This is a genomic window from Psychrobacter sp. 78a-MNA-CIBAN-0178 (genome assembly GCF_040309625.1).
Classification (GTDB): domain Bacteria; phylum Pseudomonadota; class Gammaproteobacteria; order Pseudomonadales; family Moraxellaceae; genus Psychrobacter; species Psychrobacter okhotskensis.
The window spans coordinates 34,103-55,884 of sequence record NZ_JBEOOZ010000001.1 but is presented as its reverse complement, the minus strand read 5'-3'; the positions used below and the strand labels follow the sequence as shown (position 1 = coordinate 55,884).

The 21,782-nt window shown below is 43.8% G+C and carries 18 protein-coding genes and 1 tRNA gene; 12 read left to right on the top strand and 7 right to left on the bottom strand.

Annotated features, from left to right (window positions below; genetic code table 11):
* The first annotated feature begins 103 nt into the window (after window positions 1-103).
* From trpB to AAEY80_RS00290, 9 genes are all read left to right on the top strand, one after another.
* Window positions 104-1,378: a tryptophan synthase subunit beta gene (trpB, locus tag AAEY80_RS00330; RefSeq protein WP_201575537.1), complete on the top strand. Its 1,275-nt coding sequence runs from the start codon at window positions 104-106 to the stop codon at window positions 1,376-1,378.
* A gap of 122 nt (window positions 1,379-1,500) precedes the next feature.
* Complete coding sequence (locus AAEY80_RS00325) at window positions 1,501-2,253, top strand: hypothetical protein (protein ID WP_350587729.1); 753 nt, start codon at window positions 1,501-1,503, stop codon at window positions 2,251-2,253.
* Between the two features lie 53 nt (window positions 2,254-2,306).
* On the top strand, window positions 2,307-3,131 hold the full coding sequence (gene trpA / locus AAEY80_RS00320) for a tryptophan synthase subunit alpha (RefSeq protein ID WP_201617452.1): 825 nt from the start codon (window positions 2,307-2,309) through the stop codon (window positions 3,129-3,131).
* A 651-nt stretch (window positions 3,132-3,782) separates the two neighbouring features.
* Window positions 3,783-4,745 carry an acetyl-CoA carboxylase, carboxyltransferase subunit beta gene (accD, locus tag AAEY80_RS00315; RefSeq protein ID WP_025652170.1) on the top strand — a complete coding sequence of 321 codons (963 nt, stop codon included), beginning with the start codon at window positions 3,783-3,785 and terminating at the stop codon, window positions 4,743-4,745.
* Window positions 4,746-4,928: 183 nt separating this feature from the next.
* Window positions 4,929-6,284, top strand: coding sequence for a bifunctional tetrahydrofolate synthase/dihydrofolate synthase (gene folC, locus AAEY80_RS00310; protein WP_350587728.1), 1,356 nt, complete (start codon window positions 4,929-4,931; stop codon window positions 6,282-6,284).
* 400 nt (window positions 6,285-6,684) lie between these two features.
* Entirely contained in the window at window positions 6,685-7,896 is a 1,212-nt protein-coding gene (locus AAEY80_RS00305; protein ID WP_025652172.1) for an SPOR and LysM peptidoglycan-binding domain-containing protein, read from the top strand.
* A gap of 302 nt (window positions 7,897-8,198) precedes the next feature.
* Window positions 8,199-8,729 carry a DUF2726 domain-containing protein gene (locus tag AAEY80_RS00300; protein WP_350587727.1) on the top strand — a complete coding sequence of 177 codons (531 nt, stop codon included), beginning with the start codon at window positions 8,199-8,201 and terminating at the stop codon, window positions 8,727-8,729.
* A gap of 248 nt (window positions 8,730-8,977) precedes the next feature.
* Window positions 8,978-10,438 carry a hypothetical protein gene (locus tag AAEY80_RS00295; RefSeq protein ID WP_350587726.1) on the top strand — a complete coding sequence of 487 codons (1,461 nt, stop codon included), beginning with the start codon at window positions 8,978-8,980 and terminating at the stop codon, window positions 10,436-10,438.
* Window positions 10,439-10,555: 117 nt separating this feature from the next.
* Window positions 10,556-11,818, top strand: a complete 1,263-nt coding sequence (locus tag AAEY80_RS00290) for a DUF5723 family protein (RefSeq protein ID WP_157908401.1) — start codon at window positions 10,556-10,558, stop codon at window positions 11,816-11,818.
* A gap of 68 nt (window positions 11,819-11,886) precedes the next feature.
* Here the strand turns inward: AAEY80_RS00290 and AAEY80_RS00285 are convergent, their stop codons facing one another.
* From AAEY80_RS00285 to gatC, 7 genes are all read right to left on the bottom strand, one after another.
* Window positions 11,887-12,843, bottom strand: a complete 957-nt coding sequence (locus AAEY80_RS00285) for a DUF1853 family protein (protein ID WP_350587725.1) — start codon at window positions 12,841-12,843, stop codon at window positions 11,887-11,889.
* A 698-nt stretch (window positions 12,844-13,541) separates the two neighbouring features.
* Window positions 13,542-13,868, bottom strand: coding sequence for a hypothetical protein (locus AAEY80_RS00280; RefSeq protein WP_201575519.1), 327 nt, complete (start codon window positions 13,866-13,868; stop codon window positions 13,542-13,544).
* Between the two features lie 260 nt (window positions 13,869-14,128).
* Window positions 14,129-14,263, bottom strand: coding sequence for a DUF4102 domain-containing protein (locus AAEY80_RS00275; RefSeq protein WP_201575517.1), 135 nt, complete (start codon window positions 14,261-14,263; stop codon window positions 14,129-14,131).
* 163 nt (window positions 14,264-14,426) lie between these two features.
* Window positions 14,427-14,503: transfer RNA gene (locus tag AAEY80_RS00270), tRNA-Pro, on the bottom strand.
* A 127-nt stretch (window positions 14,504-14,630) separates the two neighbouring features.
* A complete protein-coding gene (gatB, locus tag AAEY80_RS00265) occupies window positions 14,631-16,163 on the bottom strand; it encodes an Asp-tRNA(Asn)/Glu-tRNA(Gln) amidotransferase subunit GatB (RefSeq protein ID WP_201578295.1) in 1,533 nt (510 codons plus the stop codon).
* Window positions 16,163-17,659, bottom strand: a complete 1,497-nt coding sequence (gene gatA / locus AAEY80_RS00260) for an Asp-tRNA(Asn)/Glu-tRNA(Gln) amidotransferase subunit GatA (protein WP_025652177.1) — start codon at window positions 17,657-17,659, stop codon at window positions 16,163-16,165. Before gatA ends, gatB begins: the two co-directional genes overlap by 1 nt.
* Before the next feature lie 70 nt (window positions 17,660-17,729).
* A complete protein-coding gene (gene gatC / locus AAEY80_RS00255; RefSeq protein WP_025652178.1) occupies window positions 17,730-18,044 on the bottom strand; it encodes an Asp-tRNA(Asn)/Glu-tRNA(Gln) amidotransferase subunit GatC in 315 nt (104 codons plus the stop codon).
* Between the two features lie 822 nt (window positions 18,045-18,866).
* On the opposite strand from gatC, the gene AAEY80_RS00250 reads away from it, so the two are divergent.
* The 3 genes from AAEY80_RS00250 (at window position 18,867) to mreD (ending at window position 21,669) form a co-directional block, all read left to right on the top strand.
* On the top strand, window positions 18,867-19,904 hold the full coding sequence (locus AAEY80_RS00250; protein WP_025652179.1) for a rod shape-determining protein: 1,038 nt from the start codon (window positions 18,867-18,869) through the stop codon (window positions 19,902-19,904).
* 271 nt (window positions 19,905-20,175) lie between these two features.
* Window positions 20,176-21,042 carry a rod shape-determining protein MreC gene (gene mreC / locus AAEY80_RS00245; RefSeq protein ID WP_025652180.1) on the top strand — a complete coding sequence of 289 codons (867 nt, stop codon included), beginning with the start codon at window positions 20,176-20,178 and terminating at the stop codon, window positions 21,040-21,042.
* A gap of 141 nt (window positions 21,043-21,183) precedes the next feature.
* Entirely contained in the window at window positions 21,184-21,669 is a 486-nt protein-coding gene (gene mreD, locus AAEY80_RS00240; protein ID WP_101212093.1) for a rod shape-determining protein MreD, read from the top strand.
* The last annotated feature ends 113 nt before the right edge of the window (window positions 21,670-21,782 follow it).

Genomic DNA, 21,782 nt, shown 5'->3' with positions numbered 1-21,782 from the left:
TTTATCCTTGTTTGGTCGTTATTCCGATTTTCTGCTTAAATCTTATTTTTTCGTTCTCCACTATTTATATTAAAAAATACCACTTATTACAGTAGGAATTATCATGAGTCATGTCGCTAACAAAGATTTATCAGCCACGGCACAAGCCGTCAATACTTTTACCAATCCAACTGATGTCCAAGACTTCAATCAGTATCCTGATGCCCGTGGGCACTTTGGTGTGCATGGCGGTCGTTTTGTCTCTGAAACCTTGATGGCAGCACTAGAAGAGCTAGAAGCGTTATACACCAAAGTCAAAGCCGATCCTGCATTCTGGGAAGAGTATCACAACGATTTGGTCAATTATGTCGGTCGTCCAACGCCGCTGTATCATGCCAAGCGTCTCAGTGATGAGATTGGCGGTGCGCAAATTTATTTTAAGCGTGAAGATCTAAACCATACCGGTGCGCATAAAGTAAATAACACCATTGGTCAGGCATTGCTTGCCAAAATGTGTGGTAAAAAACGTATCATCGCTGAGACCGGTGCAGGGCAGCATGGCGTCGCGACGGCAACGATTGCGGCACGCTTAGGACTAGAGTGTATCGTCTATATGGGTGCTGACGATGTCGAGCGTCAAAAGATGAACGTCTATCGTATGCGCTTGCTTGGCGCGACAGTTGTGCCAGTCACTTCTGGCTCACGTACGCTCAAAGACGCAATGAACGAAGCCATGCGTGACTGGGTGACCAATGTGGATAGCACCTATTACATTATCGGTACTGTGGCAGGCCCGCATCCTTATCCGCTGTTGGTTCGTGATTTCCAAGCGATTATCGGTAAAGAAGCACGCATTCAGCATCTAGAAAAAACAGGCAAAATGCCTGATGCCTTGGTTGCGTGTGTTGGCGGTGGCTCAAACGCGATTGGTTTGTTCTTTGACTTCCTAAACGATACTGAAGTTAAGATGTATGGCGTCGAGGCAACAGGCGATGGTATCGAGTCAGGTCGTCATTCAGCACCATTGGCTGCTGGCCGTATCGGTGTGCTACATGGTAACCGTACTTACCTAATGGCAGATGATGATGGTCAGATTCAAGAGACGCATTCTATCTCAGCGGGTCTTGATTATCCTGGTGTCGGCCCAGAGCATAGCTTCCTAAAAGACATGAAGCGTGTTGAGTATGTTGGTTGTACGGATAAAGAGGCGCTAGAAGGCTTCCATGAGGCAACGCGCAAAGAAGGCATCATTCCTGCGCTTGAAACTGCTCATGCCGTCGCTTATGCATTGAAACTGGCGAAAACCATGACACCTGACCAGACGATCGTCGTTAATATGTCAGGTCGCGGTGACAAAGATCTGCATTCAGTGATGAAAGCAGAAGGGATTGAGATGTAGTAAGAATAGAGTGGTTTAGATGGTTGTATAAGAAAGTTTAGCAGCGTATTAACTCGATTAGGTATCATAAATCTCAATACGCTAATTGATAACTATTTTTTAATTATCCATAGTATGCCTTCATGAATTTGAACCGCTTAATACCTAGTAAGCCTAGCCAGTTGGGCAAGTATCCAGACCAAGCGGTGCTAACAGCGCCAGTCACAATAAGTGTGGGTGTGCCTACTGAAAGTGTCAGTTTTTGGCAGAGCTATATTCTCTACTTAATGATGTTTGTAATAATACAAGTTACTATTATTTTATTTTTTATGAGTTGGTGGGCTAGTTTTGAGACAATGAGTCTATATGAATCAATACAAGACATTAAGGTTGTATGGATAATGTGTTGTTTAGGTTTGTTTTTACTATCTTACTGGATATATAGGATCACTAAGAATTCCGCTGTGCCAAATCCATGGATTGCTAAAAAATGGACTTGGAAGCATATCCCCATACTTATAATCGATAAAGACAATATCCAATTGACGTCTCAGTTTTATATAGCTAATAAAAATTTTCAGCACGATAAAGTCATAAATTATGATGACGTTAAAGCATTTTATCTTAACCGAATTCAAGGAAGCACTATTGGTTTTTGGATAGATTACACAGAAATATATAGTAGAAAGATGAAAAACCGAGGGAACAGGGTGCAAGGTCTAATATTTAATAAAAATATTCCACTGTGCGAGAGGTACAATGTTTTAAACGGTCTATACTACATAGAGCAGCGTGAAATTCTAAATATTATGAATACTTTTCATAAGCAAAGAACTGATGATATTAAATATTTGTCGCAGGACAATCCTGATAATTTAATGGATATTGGCTGGTAAGAATACACTTATATAAGCTAAAAATTTATTTAACAAAATTATAAGAGATCACTATGACCCGAATTGAAAGTACCTTTGAAACCTTAAAATCACAAAATAAAAAAGCCCTGATTCCTTATGTTATGGCAGGCGATCCTAATCCGACCACTACGGTAGGTCTGTTGCACGACTTAGTGAAACACGGCGCCGATATGATCGAAGTCGGTTTACCATTCTCTGATCCGATGGCAGATGGCCCAACAGTTGCCTTGGCTGGCGAGCGCGCTTTAGCCGCAGGCACTAGTACTCGTGATGCGCTAAAAATGGTCGAAGAATTTCGTCAGCAAGACACGCAAACACCAATTATTTTAATGGGCTATCTCAATCCAGTTGAAATCATTGGTTATGATAACTTCGTTGCGCTGTGTGAGCAGTCAGGCGTCGATGGCATATTGATGGTTGATTTGCCGCCAGCAGAGGCGGGCAGCTTTACCCAGCATTTGACTGACAACTCGATAAATGAGATTTTCTTATTATCACCGACCACTTTGCCTGAGCGCCGTAAGCAAGTATTAACCCATTGTGGCGGCTATATTTATTACGTTTCGCTAAAAGGCGTCACCGGTTCAGCAACGCTCGATACAAATGATGTAGCGACTCAAGTGCAAGCGATTAAAGCCGAGACCGATTTGCCAGTATGCGTGGGTTTTGGTATTCGTGATGCGGCATCTGCCAAAGCGATTGGTGAGCATGCCGATGGTATTATTGTCGGTAGTGCGTTGGTGCAAAACTTTGCTGATATAGATGCAAGTGATGCGACTGCTGTTGCTGCTGCTCAGCAAAAAATCATGAGTAAAATGGATGAACTACGCGGCGCGTTGGATAGCTTGAGCGCTTAGATTTATATAGTGATTGCCTGATATACCGATCGCTTATAAAAATTATCAGTAGAGTGAGTCGTGGACTTGATTCGCGGAATGAACGTATTTAGCGTCGCTATCCATCCAATATCTATCATTTAACATCTGCCATCAATACTGTATGGGTTTTATGGTCTTAACTTGAGAAATGGTCAATAGCGTAGCCACCTTAATTTACGGTTTATAAAGACTTAGTATTTATGAGCGCTTAGTATTTATGAGCGCTTAGTATTTATAAGCACTTAGTATTTATAAGCACTTAGTATTTATAAACACAAAGTTAAATGACTTTGCTAAATTTAGTTTACGAGTGTAAACTAATATAATTATAATAGTGGTTGTTAAAATAGCATTTATTGATCGTTCTATAGATTGCTTGATATCGATAAGCATAATAGGTATCAATAAGTACAATAGACTGTCATATATGTACCTAAAGATAGATACGTAAAGATAGATACGTAAAGATAGATACGTAAAGATAGATACGTAAAGATAGATACGTAAAGATAGGTACGTAAACGTGTCGCATAACGGCTCATGTTATGCTGGTATTTGACGTTTGGTCTAGACAACCATTAAACTCTCAAGGACAAGGGAATGAGCCAACTTGTCGATAAGCCTTTGATGATGGCAAATAATATGACTGATACAATAACAAAACCTGACATGACTACGCCGAACAATACTGAAAAAACCAATGCCGAGCCGAACGGGAACACCGCTGGGCAATCGTGGTTTAATCGCCCGATACCGGGTATCAAGCAGCAATTGACAGCGCCTTTGACAGCAGTAGAGACTGAGCCGTCAACCAAGTGCAGTAATTGTCATTCGATGATTACTAACACGGCGCTGATTTTTAACTGTTATGTGTGCCCGCACTGCGATCATCATTTACCGATGAGTGCTCGTGAGCGTCTGCATTGGATATTGGATCAAGTAGATGGTGAGCTTGGGCAAGAATTTACGGCAAAAGATCCGCTGAGATTCGTCGATAGTAAGCCATATCCAAAGCGCATGAGTGAAGCGCAAGAAAAAACAGGCGAATCTGAAGCGCTGATTGCTATGTATGGTAAGCTGCGCAATCTTGATGTCGTGGCTTGTGCTTTTGATTTCCGCTTTATGGGTGGCTCGATGGGGTCAGTCGTTGGCGATCGATTTGTACAAGCGGCGGAAAAAGCGCTTGAAGAGAAAAAGCCGTTACTTTGCTTTGCAGCTTCAGGCGGCGCGCGTATGCAAGAAGGACTATTGTCTTTGATGCAAATGGCTCGTACCGCAGCAGCGATTGAACGCTTAAGAATTGCTGGCGTGCCGTATATCGTGGTGCTGACCAACCCTGTTTATGGCGGTGTGACGGCATCGCTCGCGATGCTCGGTGATATTCATCTGGCAGAACCAAAAGCCATGATTGGCTTTGCTGGCAAGCGCGTGATTGAGCAAACAGTTCGTGAGACATTAGAAGAGCCGTTCCAGCGTGCTGAGTTCTTGTTAGAGCATGGCGTGGTCGATGAAGTGGTACATCGTCATCAGCTAATCGATACCATTTATCGCTTGCTAGCGAAATTATGTGGCGTTCCTAATGTTGATGCTTAGCACAGGATAATGAGCATGAGCAGCTGATTCAGTTTATAACTGCTTAGCAGCGTGCTAATATCTCTAAAATATGCAAAACTCTTTAATAGCATTTATCGTTATATGACGGTAAGTGCTATTTTTGGTTTTTAGTTAGCAAATATACAGTCTCTATTTTCATAAAATTAAATATAGGTTTGCGCCATGTCTGATTCTCAAGTTTCTAATTCCACTAGCCCCAATGATAAAGCCAGCATAACGATATGGTTAGATTACATGCAACAGATACACGTATCAGCGATAGATATGGGCTTGTCGCGAGTGTTGCCAGTTGCTGAAGCATTAGGCGTGGTGCAGTCAGCGAAAGACGATGCTTATGTATTTACCGTAGCAGGCACCAATGGTAAAGGCTCGACGACGGCAGTGATTGCACAGATGTGCCTAGCAGCGGGTTACAAGACAGCTCTCTATCAATCACCGCATCTGAGTGCTTTTAACGAGCGTGTACGTATCAATGGCGAAATGGTCAGCGATGAGATACTAATCAACGCTTTTTGCAAAGTAGAAGCGGCGCGATTACAGTGCGCTTTGACGTTGTCGTTTTTTGAGATGACCACATTGGCTGCATTATTGATATTTGCCGAAGCCGACTGTGATGTATGGGTGCTAGAAGTGGGACTCGGTGGTCGCTTAGATGTCGTCAATATTATTGACCCTGATATGGCAGTCATTACCAATATTGGCATCGATCATGTCGATTGGCTTGGTGACAATGTCGAAGATATTGGCCGCGAAAAAGCAGGTATCTTACGCAATGATATGCCTCTGATTTACGGCGCTACCGACATGCCAACCAGTGTGCAGCAGGCTATCGATAAGAATCAGGCGACTTGTTATCAAGTTGGCAAAGACTTCCATTATCGCGAGATCGATGCAATTACTTGGCAATATAGTAATGCTGCTGTTACTCTACAGTTGCCAAGACCAGCACTGTCACTAACCAATACTGCCAATGCCTTATCAGCAGTGCTGGCCAGTTCATTGGCTGTCGATATCGCTGCTATTGAGCAGGCGCTACAGACCGTTAAGCTTGCAGGGCGCTTTGACTATCGAGAGTTAGAGAATCGTCACTGGTTGTTTGATGTGGCACATAATGAGCAAGGCGTTGAGTTTTTATTAGCGCAATTACTACCGCTCTGGCAGCAACATGTGGCGCAGCAAAATAGTGATGAACAAACCAATAGCGCACCTGCAACTATCAAAATGCTCTTTTCTATGCTGGCGGATAAAGATATCGACAAGGTCGTTCAACGTTTGACCGAATCAGGCTTGCCGATTAGCGACTGGTTCATCGCTGAGATTGACTATCCGCGTGCGGCGAGCACCGAGCAGCTGCAACGTATCTTGAGCAACTATGTGGATAGTGCACAAATACATGAATTTAAACGTTTATCAGAAGCGACCGATGCCGTTATAAATGGCAGTCAGGCGCAAGACCTCATTGTCGTTTGTGGTTCGTTCCATACCATTGGTGAGGTATTGGCAGCGTTTGAAGAATGAGAAATTAAGTGAAAATATGACCAGTTTAATGTTAGGGTCTATTGAACATTCAAGTATTAGGACTGCCAGTGCCACATTTGAATGTTCAATAGACCCTTATCTTAACAGCAGCGTGAGAGCAGACAGCATGAAAAATATACTTTATAATCAAAGAGCTTTTGCAAACAAATAGATTTATTATAAGATGCTTTATAAAAGGTATTTTCATAAAAAAGCGTTTTCATAAAAACGTGCTGTTATAAATATGACATAATCTTTGAGAGATGATGGCAGTAACGGGCGGCAGCGGCTAATTATCAAAACTACTTATCAAAACCACTGGTAGGATATTAGCCGATAGGGTTTTAACAATAACCGTGCCGACCAATCAACCTTATTACCAACTAAGAGACGTAAACGGATGAACTTTTCGAGACAAGCCTTATTGGGCATTGGGATGATTATCGGTGGTAGCGTAATGCTATATGCCATGGTGCAACAAATTGGTGACGGTAATAAACCTGAGCCCGTGACCGCGATGGTCGATAAGCCCAGCGCCGAGCAAGCGGCACCGCAGCCACTCACCACTGACATCGACACTGAAAAACGTATCCTAGCGCAAAAGCAAAAAGAACGGGCGGCGCGGGTAGCTGAGCAAGAAAAGCGGGCGCAGCAGTTTTTGACGGAGCAAGAGACTGCGGAGGCGCAAGCCTTGGCAAAATCGCGGGCGGAAAATCAGCAGTATATAGCCAATAGCGCGCCTGCTGCCGAAGATGACAACAGTTCAGCAGCTGCTCAAAATGTGGTTCAACCCTCAAGCGCACAGCCTAGTACCAATAATGAAGCAACTGTCGCTACGAGCGACAATGACAAGCAACAGGCCGCTCAAGCCCAGCAACAAGAAGCCAAAAGACAGGCCGCGCTAAAAGAACAAGCCGCTGCCAAAAAAGAAGCGGAAGCAAAGCGACAGGCTGAAGCCAAACGCCAAGCGGAAGCAAAAAAGCAAGCTGAGGCTCAGACTATGGCTGAGAAAAAGAAACAAGCGGTTGAACAAGCAGCAGAAGCTGCCAAGAATGAACCACCAAAATCGCCTTCTGACTATCAAGTAAAAAGAGGTGATGGGTTGATAAAACTGGCGCGGCAATACAACATGCCTGTAGAAGTCTTAGCACAAGCGAATAATCTTTCGCCATCGACATCGTTACAACTGGGTCAGAGTATTACTATTCCATCGCGTAAGCAGGTAGATCGTTTAGCACGTGAAGCAGCAGCAGCCGAACAGGCTCGTGAAGAGAAGCGTCAAAAAGAAGAGGCGCTCGCCAAGAAGTCGACTGATGCCAAACGTGAAGCGCAGCAGAAACTCAGTGAAGCCCGTAAAGAAGTCAAAGAGACAGACGCTAAAGGTAGCTTTGGGGTACAAGTTGCCCTGGCGAATGACCAAGCCAAAGCCGATGAATTGGCCAAAAAATTCAAGTCAGCAGGCTATCAAGTGAAGACTAGCGCTACCAGTCGTGGCGTCCGAGTCGTCGTCGGTCCTGAACGTGGTAAAGTCGCTGCCTTGGCACTAAAAGACAAAATCAATAGTGATCCCAAGGTAAATACGACGAGCGCTTGGGTACTTTACTGGCGTTAAAATACTAGCGTCCATCTTGCTGTAACTGATCATTATTGCTCAATAATCAACACTCTCTTAATTAGGTTCTTTTTCGTTCTAGCTAATTTTATTCAAACACGACATCTATTGTCGTGTTTTTTGTTTTAGTGTTTGCCCATTGAGGTAGGCTTAGCTACCATGCATACCGTTTATTATTTCTTTCTGTATAACCTGTCAACCTATAAGGGTTGCCCTGTTGTGATAGGCAAATACTGACTTCCTAAAGCTCATAATAGTCACGCTATACCGCCTCTCACGCTCCTACTGTATAAGGTAAAACCATGTCATTTGGCGTTATATTTTTAATGTTGGCCGTTGGATTCTTAGGGCTGATTACGTTACCAAAGCTGTTAGCAAGACGTGAAAGCGCCGAGCCTGATCCAAAGCCAGTACGCGGCGATGAGCTGGCTATTTGGCCATTTGCCCCAATGCCCATTATGACCGATACCGAGGTAATATTTTTTAATAAGTTAAAAAATGCGCTACCAGAATATCATATCTTTGTGCAAGTTCAGCTGTCACGCATCATTGAAGCCAATAGTGATGAGACCTCTGAGCGTAGCTTTTGGTTCAATCGTATTTGCCGTCAAAGTGTGGATTATGTGATCGTTGATGTTGATGCCCAGACCACATTGCTGGCAATCGAGCTGGATGATTGGACGCATAGTAGTAAGGCACGGCAAAAGGCGGACGATAAAAAGGACAAAGCTTTAGCCAGTGCTGGCATTGCTATCGTGCGCTTTCACGCTGAGCGCATGCCAAGCGCAGATATGCTCAGGTACGAGCTGATGCAAGTGATTGAAAATTATTGATAAAGTATCTTTGGCGGACAGTCAAGATTAGTCGCAACAACGGCATTTAATTTTTTGTGTAACATTGCTGTTATATCCGTTTACTTTATAGATAAGTTGTTTAAATAAGAGTATTATTATTTTATTTTAAAGCAAACTTAAGTTTTCTAAACTAAGAGGCGCTTTTTTAAATTAAGGCATTATTTGCTTAATTAGATAAAGATTTTGGTGCTTCTCGTTTTTAAAATCACTCTATAAAGGACTGTGTTATGAAATTTTTTAAATTGAGCGCATTAGCGTTAGCCAGCACGTTAGCGTTAGCAGGCTGTGGTGATGACAACAATAATTCTTCTTCTTCTGGTAATGGTACTAATACGCCAGATGTGCCAGTTAAGCCGCCTGTCGATAATAGTTTGTCTGAGATCGAGCAAGCGAAAGAGATGATTCGTACCGCCAAGCTATTTGTCAGTGACAATAAAGCGGTTACAGATGCTTACGAAGATGTAAGTGATATCCTTACAGAAAAGCAAGATACACGTCTGGGTTATACCTTCGATATCCCAAGTGATCTAAAATACTATATGGAAGAGAATGATATATCACAGCTCACGGCAGCTGATATCTTAGCATTAGCCAATGATGCAAAATTTGAGGTCGCATTAGGCAATATCACTTTAACGCCCGAAAATGGTTTTGTCGCAATGCTAAGTACTGACGGTAAGTTTACCTTGAATGGTACAACCAAAGTAGATGTTGAAGAATACGATTATGTGTATAACCCACAAACAGGTTTGTACGGACCTGTTGTCGTCAATCAAGACAGTTTTAAGGTAGCATTTGATGGCTTTGAAGATGCGTTAAGCTCAAACACCAGTACAGATAACTTTAACGGCAGCTTGGGTTTCAAGAGTATTAACATTGGCACTGGCACTGATATCGTTGCCCTCAGCTCAAATACTAAAGGCGCAACAGTCAGTGGTCAATTCAGTGATAAAGTCATGGTCAATGATGAGTTTGATATCAATGATGCAAATAGAGAAGGCATCACACTAGAAAAGGCGGTCATCAAATTAAGCAGCCTGAAGTTGACGGCTAATGATAGCGTGATTGAAGCAAAAGATTTTGAATTTGCCGCACTGGATGTCAGCAGAAAGCTAGCAGATAACAGTCTGGTGGTTAGAACAATCCCTTATAAGTTTGCTATAACGGGCAAGATGACCAAGCAAAAACCGATGACTGATGTAGAGATTACACTGAACGCGACTGCCAATGACGCTGATATAAAGAAATTTATCATAATCGATGAAGTCGGTGATATCGAAGAAGCCGCCAATAAATACGTAGGTATGGAAATAGTATTGGCGATTAAGGGCAAGGTAACGAAAGAGAGCACAACGACGATTCCACTTGATTTCCAAGCCAATCTTAAACGTACTGCTCGTAATGTTATTGAGCTACAAGGTCTGACTGCTAGCGTAGAGGGTAAGAAGCTATTTGTAACAGGTAAGTCAAGCTTAGATAATAACTATGATGTGGTTAGCACCCAGTTTACCGTTGAGCAAAATAAAGCATCGATCAAGTTAAATGTCGATGCCAATGGTGATTTTATCAAAGATAAAATGGGTAAGCTTGGCGATATCATGGTTAACGGTAAAGACTACGGTGATTTGATGGATAATGATGGCAAAGTTACTGCCAAATTTACTGATGACAGTTTAATTATTCTATAATCAAATCATGTGTCACATCGACTCTCAACCGTTGTTAGTAGCGATTGAGGTATAGCAACAAAAAAAGAGACAGATTACTGTCTCTTTTTTATGCTCTCTAATAAACGTGAGAAATTTATGCCATATAACGTTTCAATTCTCTATGGTTTTTTACCTAAAAGCTTAGCATCGCATTTATACAGCCGTACCAAGTTAATCACTACGCCAGCGATTGCCGCTATGATGATATCCAGCGCTGCGGTTGCTGATAGTGCAGATATACCAGCTGCTGATACGAATTTTTACTTCTACCCCCAAGCGACAGGGTTGCTAGACAGTCAGACCAAACAATCAGACGCACAGATAGAGTGGAGTGTGATGGCAACGGCTCATAGCCCAACACAGCCTATCTCAGCATTTTTAGACGATTGGAGTGCCCCTTTGGACTCGGGTGATCATGCTTATGCCCAAGGTCGGACGTCGCTTGAGATTCGTCCTGCGGGCAGTGCGATTAGCTACGGTCTAGGTTGGCGTTATGATTATTTAATGACGTTTAGCAAAGAGACTGCCGAAGTTTATTGGCAGTATGAAAATAAACAGCCCTCAAGTACCAGTCAAGATTATCCGTTATTTTTGGAAGCCAAGCACAATGAAAGATTCGGTGCTAATATTGGTCTGACGCAGCAGCTCATGCCTAACTGGCAATTGACGACTCGTGCCAATCTCTGGCAAGGACTGCATGCATTAGAAGGTAAGATAGTTGGCGATTTAAGCACCAGAGTGTTGCCAAATAATGAGGTAACAGACATACGAGACAGTTTGGATAAAACCAACGCTTACATCGATTATTACTATGATGAACCGGCTTTAGGGGAGGAAAACCTAGACTGGAACCCCGCGAAACCTTCGGGATATGGTTATTCGCTCGATTTGCAGCTCACAGGTCAGTTGTCTGATAGTACGCAGTTGTCTCTGAGTGGCTACGATATCCTTGGACGTATGCACTGGAAAGACATGCCAAGCACTCGTTATGCATTGGATTATGACGTCAACGGCAGACCTCTCTATACGATTGAAGGGCAGCTTAGCACTGATGATGTCACACAGACATTGCCATGGCGAGTGGAAGGTAGCCTTCAGCATCAGCTAGACAGTCAATGGCAGCTCGGTCTACATGGTCAAGTGAATGACATTCAAGACTTATATCAATTATCCGCAGGCTACCAAACGTCCAACGATGCTTTCCCCATTACGGTGACGGGCTTGATAGAGCCGCAAACGCAAGCATTGGGTCTTGCTGTAGACAGTCGTTATGCTGGCATCAAATTGCTGACCGACAGTCTCGATTCAGAAAAAGCCAAACGCAGTGAGATTAGCTTGTATGGACGCTATGCTTGGTAGCTTCATTGCATTGCATTAATAAAGCAGATGGCTAAAGCGTCAATGTGCATATAATGCGGTGGACGTTACTAAAATTTATCATGCGTTTTGCCGCGCTGTTCAGGATAAATGACGATCGGACTATGACCTTCGAAGTATAGTCCTGTCGTAGGCATAGGCATTGCGTCGTTTGACCAAGCTACCTGCGGCTGTCGTCCATCATAGCAGTCGCGCCTAGTAAACCATTCGATATAATGGGCAGCTCGTAATGCCCTTATATCAAGCGTCGCAAGATTAGTCATATCGGTGTTATCGCACCATTTATGTATAGGAAAGCTTGGCGCTAACCAAGGCGGATAAGTAAAATTACAGGTATTGATTGGCAAAAAGAAGCGTCCTTTAATTATCCCATAACGCTTATCAATTTTAACTTGTCCATGCTTTTCGGTATCTACCCATACGGTACGAAACTGCTTGGTTTGCATATGGGTCATTTTACGCTGTAGATTGTCCTTGGAATTAATCCCAACCCAGTTCTCAGGAGCAAACGGCGCTGATCCCATAAAAAACTTAATGGCCAATTCCCAGTGTTCGGTGAGCTTGTCTTGATGATTGTATAAAATCAAATCTAGCTCACCAGTCGTCTGCTTACCGTTATACAACTGGACGTTACTGGCTAGGGTCTCATACGGATGTAGCTTGCGCGCAAAGCCATCCTCTAGCCAAAATGACAGTAATCCTTCAAAGTGAAAACCCAAGCGATTAGGGCTAGGCCGCTTGAGTAAATAGCGAGTCAGCACCTGATAAGCATTGGTGCTATCAAGTTCTTTTAAACGTGGTTCATACGCCTCAAATTGCGATTGCCAAAAGTTGGCGCTATGTACCTCAACCTCATGCGTATTTTGATGCGACGCGAAGTCCAGCCATTTGGTCAAGACGTTAGGGCAGGCAAGCACATACGCCAAATCACGAACATAAGGTCGTTTGTATGCTTCCCAAGGTGAGTTATATAGCGTGGATAAGGGTTGAGCAATAGGCTCGGACATAGGCTAGACCATCATAATGTTGTAGCATTTACCCTAACTGCTCGCTCTATAAAAGTCTATAGATGACAGGTATCAGCTAGGGTAGTGCTTGATTGTCCGATTACTAAATCATGATATTAATAATATAAAAATTAAGCTGAATATTTGGTGTATTTGATAATAAAGGTATCAGAATAACGATTAAAAACCTTAATACACCAAACGACCATTTTGGTAGTTTGTTGAATATTTTTTGGACTGATGATTTTGTGATGGTTGGAACTTCAGATTTCTCTTAGTGTTCATCTTGCTAGACCAAGTGACTTGGTTGATACGATTTAAATCGTAATTATCCATTATAGTAAACCCAAAAAAGAGCCAACCATTGAAAACAATGATTGGCTTTTCTCTATTACTACTATGTTTGGTCGGAACGGCAGGAAGTAAAGTAAAGGCTGTATGCACTGTAATACATAGGTTTGGTTATTTAATATATTAACGATACCAACAATAATACCAACAATCGTTTTTAATAATGACCTTTTTTGGCTGTTTACTGCTTCACTTACTATTATTTTGTAATTATTTTCACTGTTTGCCGTTTCAACATTTCTCAACACGGTAGGGCGGTGTAATTGTTCACAGCTTCACCAGTAGTGACCGCTGCCTAAGTGATTTTTGTGCGTCCGCAATTCGCACTTACTCCTTCTTAATGGCTATTATTTCCTCCATTCTTTCAGCTCAATCCTCTTTTCTGATTTTGCCCTATCTGCTTTTTCTTCTGCATTGGATTTTGCCCAAGCTGCACGTGCTTTTGCGTACGCTTCTGCTCTAGCTGCTTTTTCTTTTGTCATATCTTTTGTTATATCTTTTATCATATCTTCTACAGTTGCTTCTGCTTCTGCTTTAATTGCTTCTGCACTAGGTTTTGCGCTGGCTTCTTGTGCAATAGCATATCTATTATTGGCATTTGCTACTCCAAAAGTAAAAGCCGTTAAAATTATTACACCTGATAGGAATGTTAATAATTGGTTTAATACTCTCATAATACCTATTACCTTAAAGTTGGTTCAAACACGATCACTATATAATCTATCTAAATCATTAGGCAAGTTTAAAAGTTAAGCATTTTACGATGTGCCCCTAATAATCTATCCATCAGGTTCATATATTCACAAATTATCTTATTGTACGTGGTTCGGTGCATTCTTTTGGGTCGTTCACGCATGCCATGAGCAATCCCTGCTTACCATCACTGCCTATTGCTCTGTCAGGTAATATGTATTGTTTCTCATGCCAGCCTAGTTTATCCACGCATAACGCCCGTATAACGCACCCATAATTGCAGCCCGTTACCGTCACTGTGCTTATCAGGTCGTTTTGTGTCAATAGCAGTGGGGCTAGGCTGTAGCTTATTAATACCTGTGTGGGTTAGGGGCATGGGGTCATCCTTTGTTGGTATTGTCGCTGTTGGTACTGCTCGATACCAACAATAATACCAACATTCTATATGGAACGCCATACACCTATAAGACAGTGAAAACCTGAAAAACGCCCAAAATAAAGGGCAGACGGTCAATGACGGTCTGCCCTAAATCTATGTTTGGTCGGAACGGCAGGATTTGAACCTGCGACCACTACACCCCCAGTGTAGTGCGCTACCAGACTGCGCTACGCCCCGAATGACTGACTATTTTACGCAAAATTAGGCATATTGCAAGGGCTATTTATTTTAGCCAAAATCTATGACCCCAATTTACGTATTACAGTCAGCATAACCTATCGGCAAAACCAATTAGCAATTACCCTTAACCCAGTAGCTCTTTTAAGATTTGGTTTACTTGCTGTGGGTTGGCACTACCGCGACTGGCTTTCATGACTTGTCCGACCAGACCGTTAAAGGCCTTTTCTTTACCGCCACGATACTCATCCACCATGGCTTTATTTTTCGCAATGACCTCTTCAACGATGGCTTTAATAGCGCCTGTATCGGTTTCTTGCTTAAGCCCTTTTTCTTCGATGATTTTGTCAGCTGCATCATCAGTATCGCCGGCTTCACGCTCATAGAGCGCGCTAAAGACTTTCTTAGCCAATTTGCCAGATAGTGTATCGTCTTTGATACGCGCTAGCATACCTGCCAATTGCTTGGCGCTGATAGGAGAGTCGATGATGTCTTTGTCGTCGTCTTTATTTAGCGCACCGAGTAGGTCGCCCATGACCCAGTTACCAGCCATTTTGGCATCTTTCTCACCAATCTCAGCGACGACATCTTCGAAGTAATCGGCAAGCTGACGACTACCCGTCAAAATACGGGCATCATATTCTGATAGACCAAGCGCTTCCTCAAAGCGTGCACGACGGGCAACTGGTAGCTCCGGCATTGCCGCACGAATGCTATCGACAGTATGTTGCTCGATACGCACTGGTAGCAGGTCAGGATCAGGGAAGTAGCGATAGTCGTTGGCATCTTCTTTGGTACGCATGGTACGGGTTTCGTCGCGCTCTGGGTCATAGAGCATCGTTGCTTGCACAACTTTACCACCGTCCTCAATGATGTCGATTTGACGCTCGATTTCACGATTGATGGCGCGTTCGATAAAGCGGAACGAGTTTAAGTTTTTGAGCTCAGTACGCGTGCCCAATTCTGCACCCGGCTTACGAATAGAGACGTTACAGTCACAGCGGAATGAACCTTCTGCCATGACCGCGTCTGAGATACCAAGCCACGTGACCAGCTGGTGAATGGCTTTAATATAGGCCAGTGCTTCATGAGCCGAGCGCATATCAGGCTCAGAGACGATTTCGATTAATGGTGTACCAGCACGGTTCAAATCCACGCCCGTCATGCCATCGACGGCATCGTGTACTGACTTACCAGCGTCTTCTTCTAAATGCGCACGGGTGATGCCCATACGTTTTGGATATTCGTTCTTTTCACCTTCATTGACCACGACATCGATATAGCCTTCGCCAACGATAGGATTGGCCATTTGGGTGATTTGATAGCCTTTCGGTAAGTCAGGATAAAAGTAGTTTTTGCGGTCAAAGGTATTAAATAAACCCAGCTCAGCGTTGACGCCGATACCGAATTTTAGCGCACGATCGACCACGCCAGCATTTAGAACTGGTAGGACACCGGGCAAGCCTAAATCTACGATACTGGCTTGGCTGTTTGGCTCATGACCAAAGTCAGTCGGTGCGCTAGAAAATATCTTACTTTCCGTATTGAGCTGGCAGTGGATTTCAATACCGATGACCACTTCATAACCATCGACGAACAGCTCTTTACGAACCTCATGTTCGCGGGCGGCATTATTATCAGTAGTAGTTGCTGTGTTCATTATACCGTCTCCTTCGCGATGGTAGAGTGTTGCAAATGATGGTCGGTGTGCTGCTGGAATAGATGCGCAGTGGCCAACAGCTTGCTTTCTTGCCAATATTGACCTATTAATTGTAAGCCAACAGGCAAGCCTTCAGACGTCAGACCAACAGGCTGACTGAGCGCTGGTAGACCGGCTAAGTTAACACCGATGGTATAGACATCGCCCAAATACATCGTTGCAGGGTCAAGATCTTCAGCGAGCTTATAAGCAGCGGTTGGTGCCGTTGGGCTGGCGATGACATCACAGTTGGCAAAGGCGTCTTCGAAGTCTTTGACGATTAAGCGACGTATTTTTTGTGCTTTAGTATAATAAGCATCAAAATAACCAGCAGATAGCGCGTAAGTACCGGTCAAGATACGGCGCTGTACTTCAGGGCCAAAGCCTTCAGAGCGTGAGCGCGTATACAGATCGATGAGATCGGTTGGGTTTTCACAGCGATAGCCAAAACGTACACCATCGAAGCGTGACAGGTTTGAAGAGGCTTCAGCAGGGGCGAGCATATAATAAGTCGCCAGCGTGATATCAGGGTCAGTGATATTCACTTCCACAATCGTTGCGCCCAACTCTTCATATTTCTTTAGCGCAGCACGTACGGTGGTTTCTACTTCAGCGTCAAGCCCTTTGCTAAAGTATTCTTTAGCGACACCAATGCGTAGACCAGCAAATGGCTTATCACCAGCAGCAGCTTCTGCGTCATTAAGGTCTTGCACGTAGTTCGGCATATCATGCTTGATAGAAGTTGCATCGCGTGGATCGTGACCAATCATTGGTTGTAATAGATAGGCACAATCTTTAGCGCTACGACCCATGCTACCAGCTTGGTCAAGGCTTGAAGCATAGGCAATCATACCGAAGCGTGACACTCGGCCATAAGTAGGTTTGATACCCGTTAAGCCGCAGAATGAAGCAGGCTGACGAATAGAGCCACCCGTATCACTACCGGTTGCGACAGGGACGAAGCCAGCGGCAACAGCGGCAGCACTACCACCCGATGAGCCACCAGGGACATGGTTAAGGTTCCAAGGGTTGTGCACCGCGCCATAATATGAGCTCTCATTATCCGAGCCCATCGCAAACTCATCCATATTGAGCTTGCCCAAGCTAATCATCCCCGCTTTATCGATGTTTGACACGATAGTGGCGTCATAAGGTGAGACAAAGTTATGTAGCATCTTTGAACCACAAGTGGTCAGCACCCCTTGGGTACAAAAGATATCTTTGTGCGCCATCGGTACACCAAGCAGAGGACGCTTGTCGCCTTGAGCACGCATCTCGTCAGCTGCTTGCGCCTGTGCGCGGGCAGTTTCAGAAGTATTAGTGATAAAGCTGTTGATCTTGCTATCTAAGGCGTTGATGCGCTTGATATAGTGTTCGGTTAATTCCGCGCTGCTAAATTGTTTGTCTTGCAAGCCCGTAATAAGCTGCTGGGTACTCAATAGATGAAGTTCAGACATAAGGTGTCGTCCGTCAAAATGTTAATAGCATTAAATAGAATAAAATAAAGGCAGAAGTAAATAGAATAAATTATTCAATCACTTGTGGTACCAGATACAAGCCGTCTTCAACAGCGGGGGCGACCGATTGGTTGCGCGCGCGGTTGATATCGTGTTTGGCGATATCGGCACGTAAGTCTTGGCAAACTTCATGAATATTTGATAGTGGTTTGACATCAGTCGTATCAACGTTGCTAAGAGTATGCATCAGCTTTAAGACTTTACTGATTTCATCGGCATAGCTATTGGCTGTCGTCTCATCGACACCTAAGCGCGCAAGGCTGGCAACTTCTAGGATTTCTTCACGGCTGACGTTGCTGTCAGACGTTGCTGGTTGCTGTGACATAGTTTCTCCAGTGCAGGACAGTTTTTGTTATAGTCAGAGCACTTTTAAACCGCTAGGGTGTTACCCGCCCTAGATGTACTCAATGTACTATCTGCGGTCGGTCGCCTTGTAGCGATTCTAAAATTCCTTGACTATAGAGTAAATAGGTTCAAAAGTAGCGGTTAAAACGAGCGATTAATAAAGCCGCTAGTAATACCAATTATTAAAATAAAATAGCTATGAAAAGTAACGGTTATAACTAGCTACTAACATTGGTTACTGAAATTGGTTACTAAAACAAGAGTGTGATTATGAGCTTATTATAAAGCATCTGACCCAAGTTTACAGAGCTTGACGCTTGATTGCTGCACAATCTCAACCAAGTCGCGGGCATTTGTACAGACAGCATGATGATAGCCCAGACAATCATGGTAAAATTGACCGTATAGTTATGCAATCATTGGCAATCGCTCACCCGTTACAGTCAGAAATACGTTACAGTAGGCACTCGCTGCTGAGCAAAATTACTATATGCCTGTCGAGCCTTGTTATTGAATTAAATGGTGTTTCATTAAATGCACAGCTATGTGCCGCTATTTCAAACTTTGTAACAACTTTTAGCGTTTAAGACTAAAATCCTGACTTACTGATGCAAATATCTGTGTTTTTTTTGAGCTAAATCGGTATAATTTAGCTCAGTTTTGTCATTGCATCATTATTGCTTAGGTTTGACTTGTCGCGATACCTCACTTTCGCCGTAAGTAATGTCTAACGACGACCTGCTCAACACTGACGAGTAACCCCTCAGTCAATCTCATTCGCCTTATTTGTAAAGCGCTGGATATATTAGTCATGAACCTGTTTGGATTTTTATCAAATAATATCGCAATCGACCTTGGTACTGCGAACACTCTTATTTTCATTCCTGGTAAAGGCGTGGTGCTCGATGAGCCTACGGTGGTCGCGCTACGAAGCAATCGTACCCATAACCCTACCGTCGCTGCAGTTGGCCTCGATGCCAAGCAGATGCTGGGTCGTACCCCTGCCAATATCACGGCGATTCGCCCGCTAAAAGACGGCGTGATTGCTGACTTTGAAGTGACCCAAAAAATGCTTAAGCACTTTATCGGCAAGGTAAAGGCGAAGCGTTTTATGGCACAGCCTAACGTCGTGGTTTGTGTGCCTTGCAAATCAACCCTCGTTGAGCGCAAAGCCATCCGTGAAGCGGTATCATCAGCGGGCGCGAGCAAAGTGCTCTTGCTAGAAGAGCCGATGGCAGCTGCGATTGGTGCCGGCATGCCAGTGCACGAAGCGAGTGGCTCAATGGTGGTTGATATCGGTGGTGGTACGACTGAGATCGCCGTTATTGCGCTATCAGGCTGCGTTTATGCTGAGTCGATTCGTATCGGTGGCGACATATTTGATGAAGCCATTATCACTCACGTACGCCGTACGCATGGTTGTGTGATTGGTGAAACGACGGCTGAACGTATCAAGCAAGAAGTAGGCTCAGCGCTGAACGAAGACAGCCAGCTAGAAGTTGAAGTACGCGGACGTAGCATGGCAGAAGGCGTACCCAAAACCTTTACTGTCAATTCAGAAGAAGTGCAAAAAGCCCTGAGCGATCCACTAAGCGGTATCGTTAGCGCGGTAAAAGCAGCACTTGAGCAAACACCACCTGAGCTATCATCAGATATTGCTGAGCGTGGTATTGTTTTGACTGGTGGCGGTGCGCTATTGCGTGATTTAGACAAACTTATTTCAAGAGAAACTGGTTTGCCAGTGACGGTCGCTGAAGACCCATTGACTTGTGTCAGTCGTGGTGGTGGTATCGCTCTCGACTTTATCAATAATAAAAGCTTAAACATGATTTTTGTTTAAACAGTTTTTATTGTTGATGTTCGTTGTTGATTGTGTCGATATTACTTTTCACTGACTATATTGATGTTCCAATGACCATTAAAACTAGCAGTGAACAGTCGCTGCAACGATAAAAGTAAAAAACGATAAATTAAAGGTAGCCAGTTGTGCTGCCTTTAATCGCATTAATGAATGCCAGCTACAAGCATTGTCCGTAAATGCTGATAACAATGTGATTGTTATCACTAGCGCTGGCTACTGCTCACATTAGAAACCCTTAATTAGATGACTTATGACGCCAAGTATTTTTGCACGCCAGCCACTTGCACTTCGTAAGGCTGCTATTGTATTGATAGTAGCGTTAATACTGATGTGGTTCGATAGCAAAAATCCAGAATGGTTCAATCCAGTGCGCAACACCAGCCACGCCGCTATGCAGCCTATCTATGAGTTGTCCTTATTGCCCAGCTATGCCAAACATTGGGCAAGTGGCAGCTTACAATCAAAAGAAGCGCTACGCCGCGAAAACATGCAGTTAAAGTCACAATTGATCCACGCGCAAGCCAAGCTTCAGCAGCAAGACTATATCTTGGCACAAAATGCGCGCTTACAGGGTATCTTGTCGACCACCAAGCCTGAACAGTTTGAGCTAAATTTGGCACAGGTTATCGGTACCGACACCAACTTACTCCGCCAAATCGTCGTGCTTAATAAAGGTGCGCAAGATGGCGTGCAAGTCGGACAGACAGTCATCGACGAAGACGGTATATTGGGACAGATTATCAATGTCTATCCCAATACCAGTCGCTTACTGCTCATTACTGATGAGCAGCAATCGGTAGCGGTCACGGTCAAGCGTACGGGTCAGCGGGCGATTGTGACCGGTCAAGGCATACCCACCTCGTTAAGTCTTAATTATGTATTCAAAACCTCAGACGTGCGCGTGGGTGACGAGCTGGTTTCTTCAGGTCTAGGCGGGCGTATTCCAGCAGGCTATCGAGTTGGTCGTATCGCTCATATCAAAGATACCCAAGCTGATAATTTTAGAAGTATTGAAGTCACGCCAGCAGCCAACTTTATCGATAATGCGTACGTATTAGTGCTACAAGACAAACTAATAGGCAAAAACAACCTCGGTACTAATGGCAATGGCAGCTGACACTCACATCATACCTAGTGAGCCATTTATGCACTTAGCCACTTGGCCTTGCTGTACCAATAGCATCATGTATACCCATACCTTTTTAGCCCTATTCTCTGCTAAATAGCCGCCGCCAAACATTCCTAAAGGTAAGTATCCATGGCGTATTCTGACTCTAAGCACCCAATTGGGCTCTTGCTCTTTGCCATTGTTGCAAGCTTCATCGTTGCCTCATCGCTCAATGTCTATCCATTAAGTCCTAGTATGGCTACCTTGCGTCCCATGGTAATGATCATGGTGCTGATTTTTTGGTTGCTGTTTCAACCGCGTTACGTTGGTATCTTTACCGCGTTTACTATTGGTTTAGTCGCAGATCTCTTGATGGACACCCATTTAGGTCAGCAAGCCTTTGCGGCGGTCATGGTGGCACTGGTCATCAAAATCAGTAGTATCTATGTCAGACAATTAAATACTGTCAATGCATGGCTTATCGCCTCATTAAGCTTGCTACTGTTTCAGCTGAGCTTGTGGATGCTACAGATGTTTATTCAAGATATCTTTGTGGCGCAGTCCGCCTTGTCTTTATTGATGAGCATAGTCAGCTGGCCGCTAGTGCTATTAGCGTTACGCAAATTTGTGCGTTAACCAATTAAGCCTCCATTCGATAATTAGTGTGGAGTGCCTTTCCGTTATGTCTTTATCAGCAAGATGATACAGTCAGTTGAATATAAAAAAGATACAGCATGACTGATATAGAT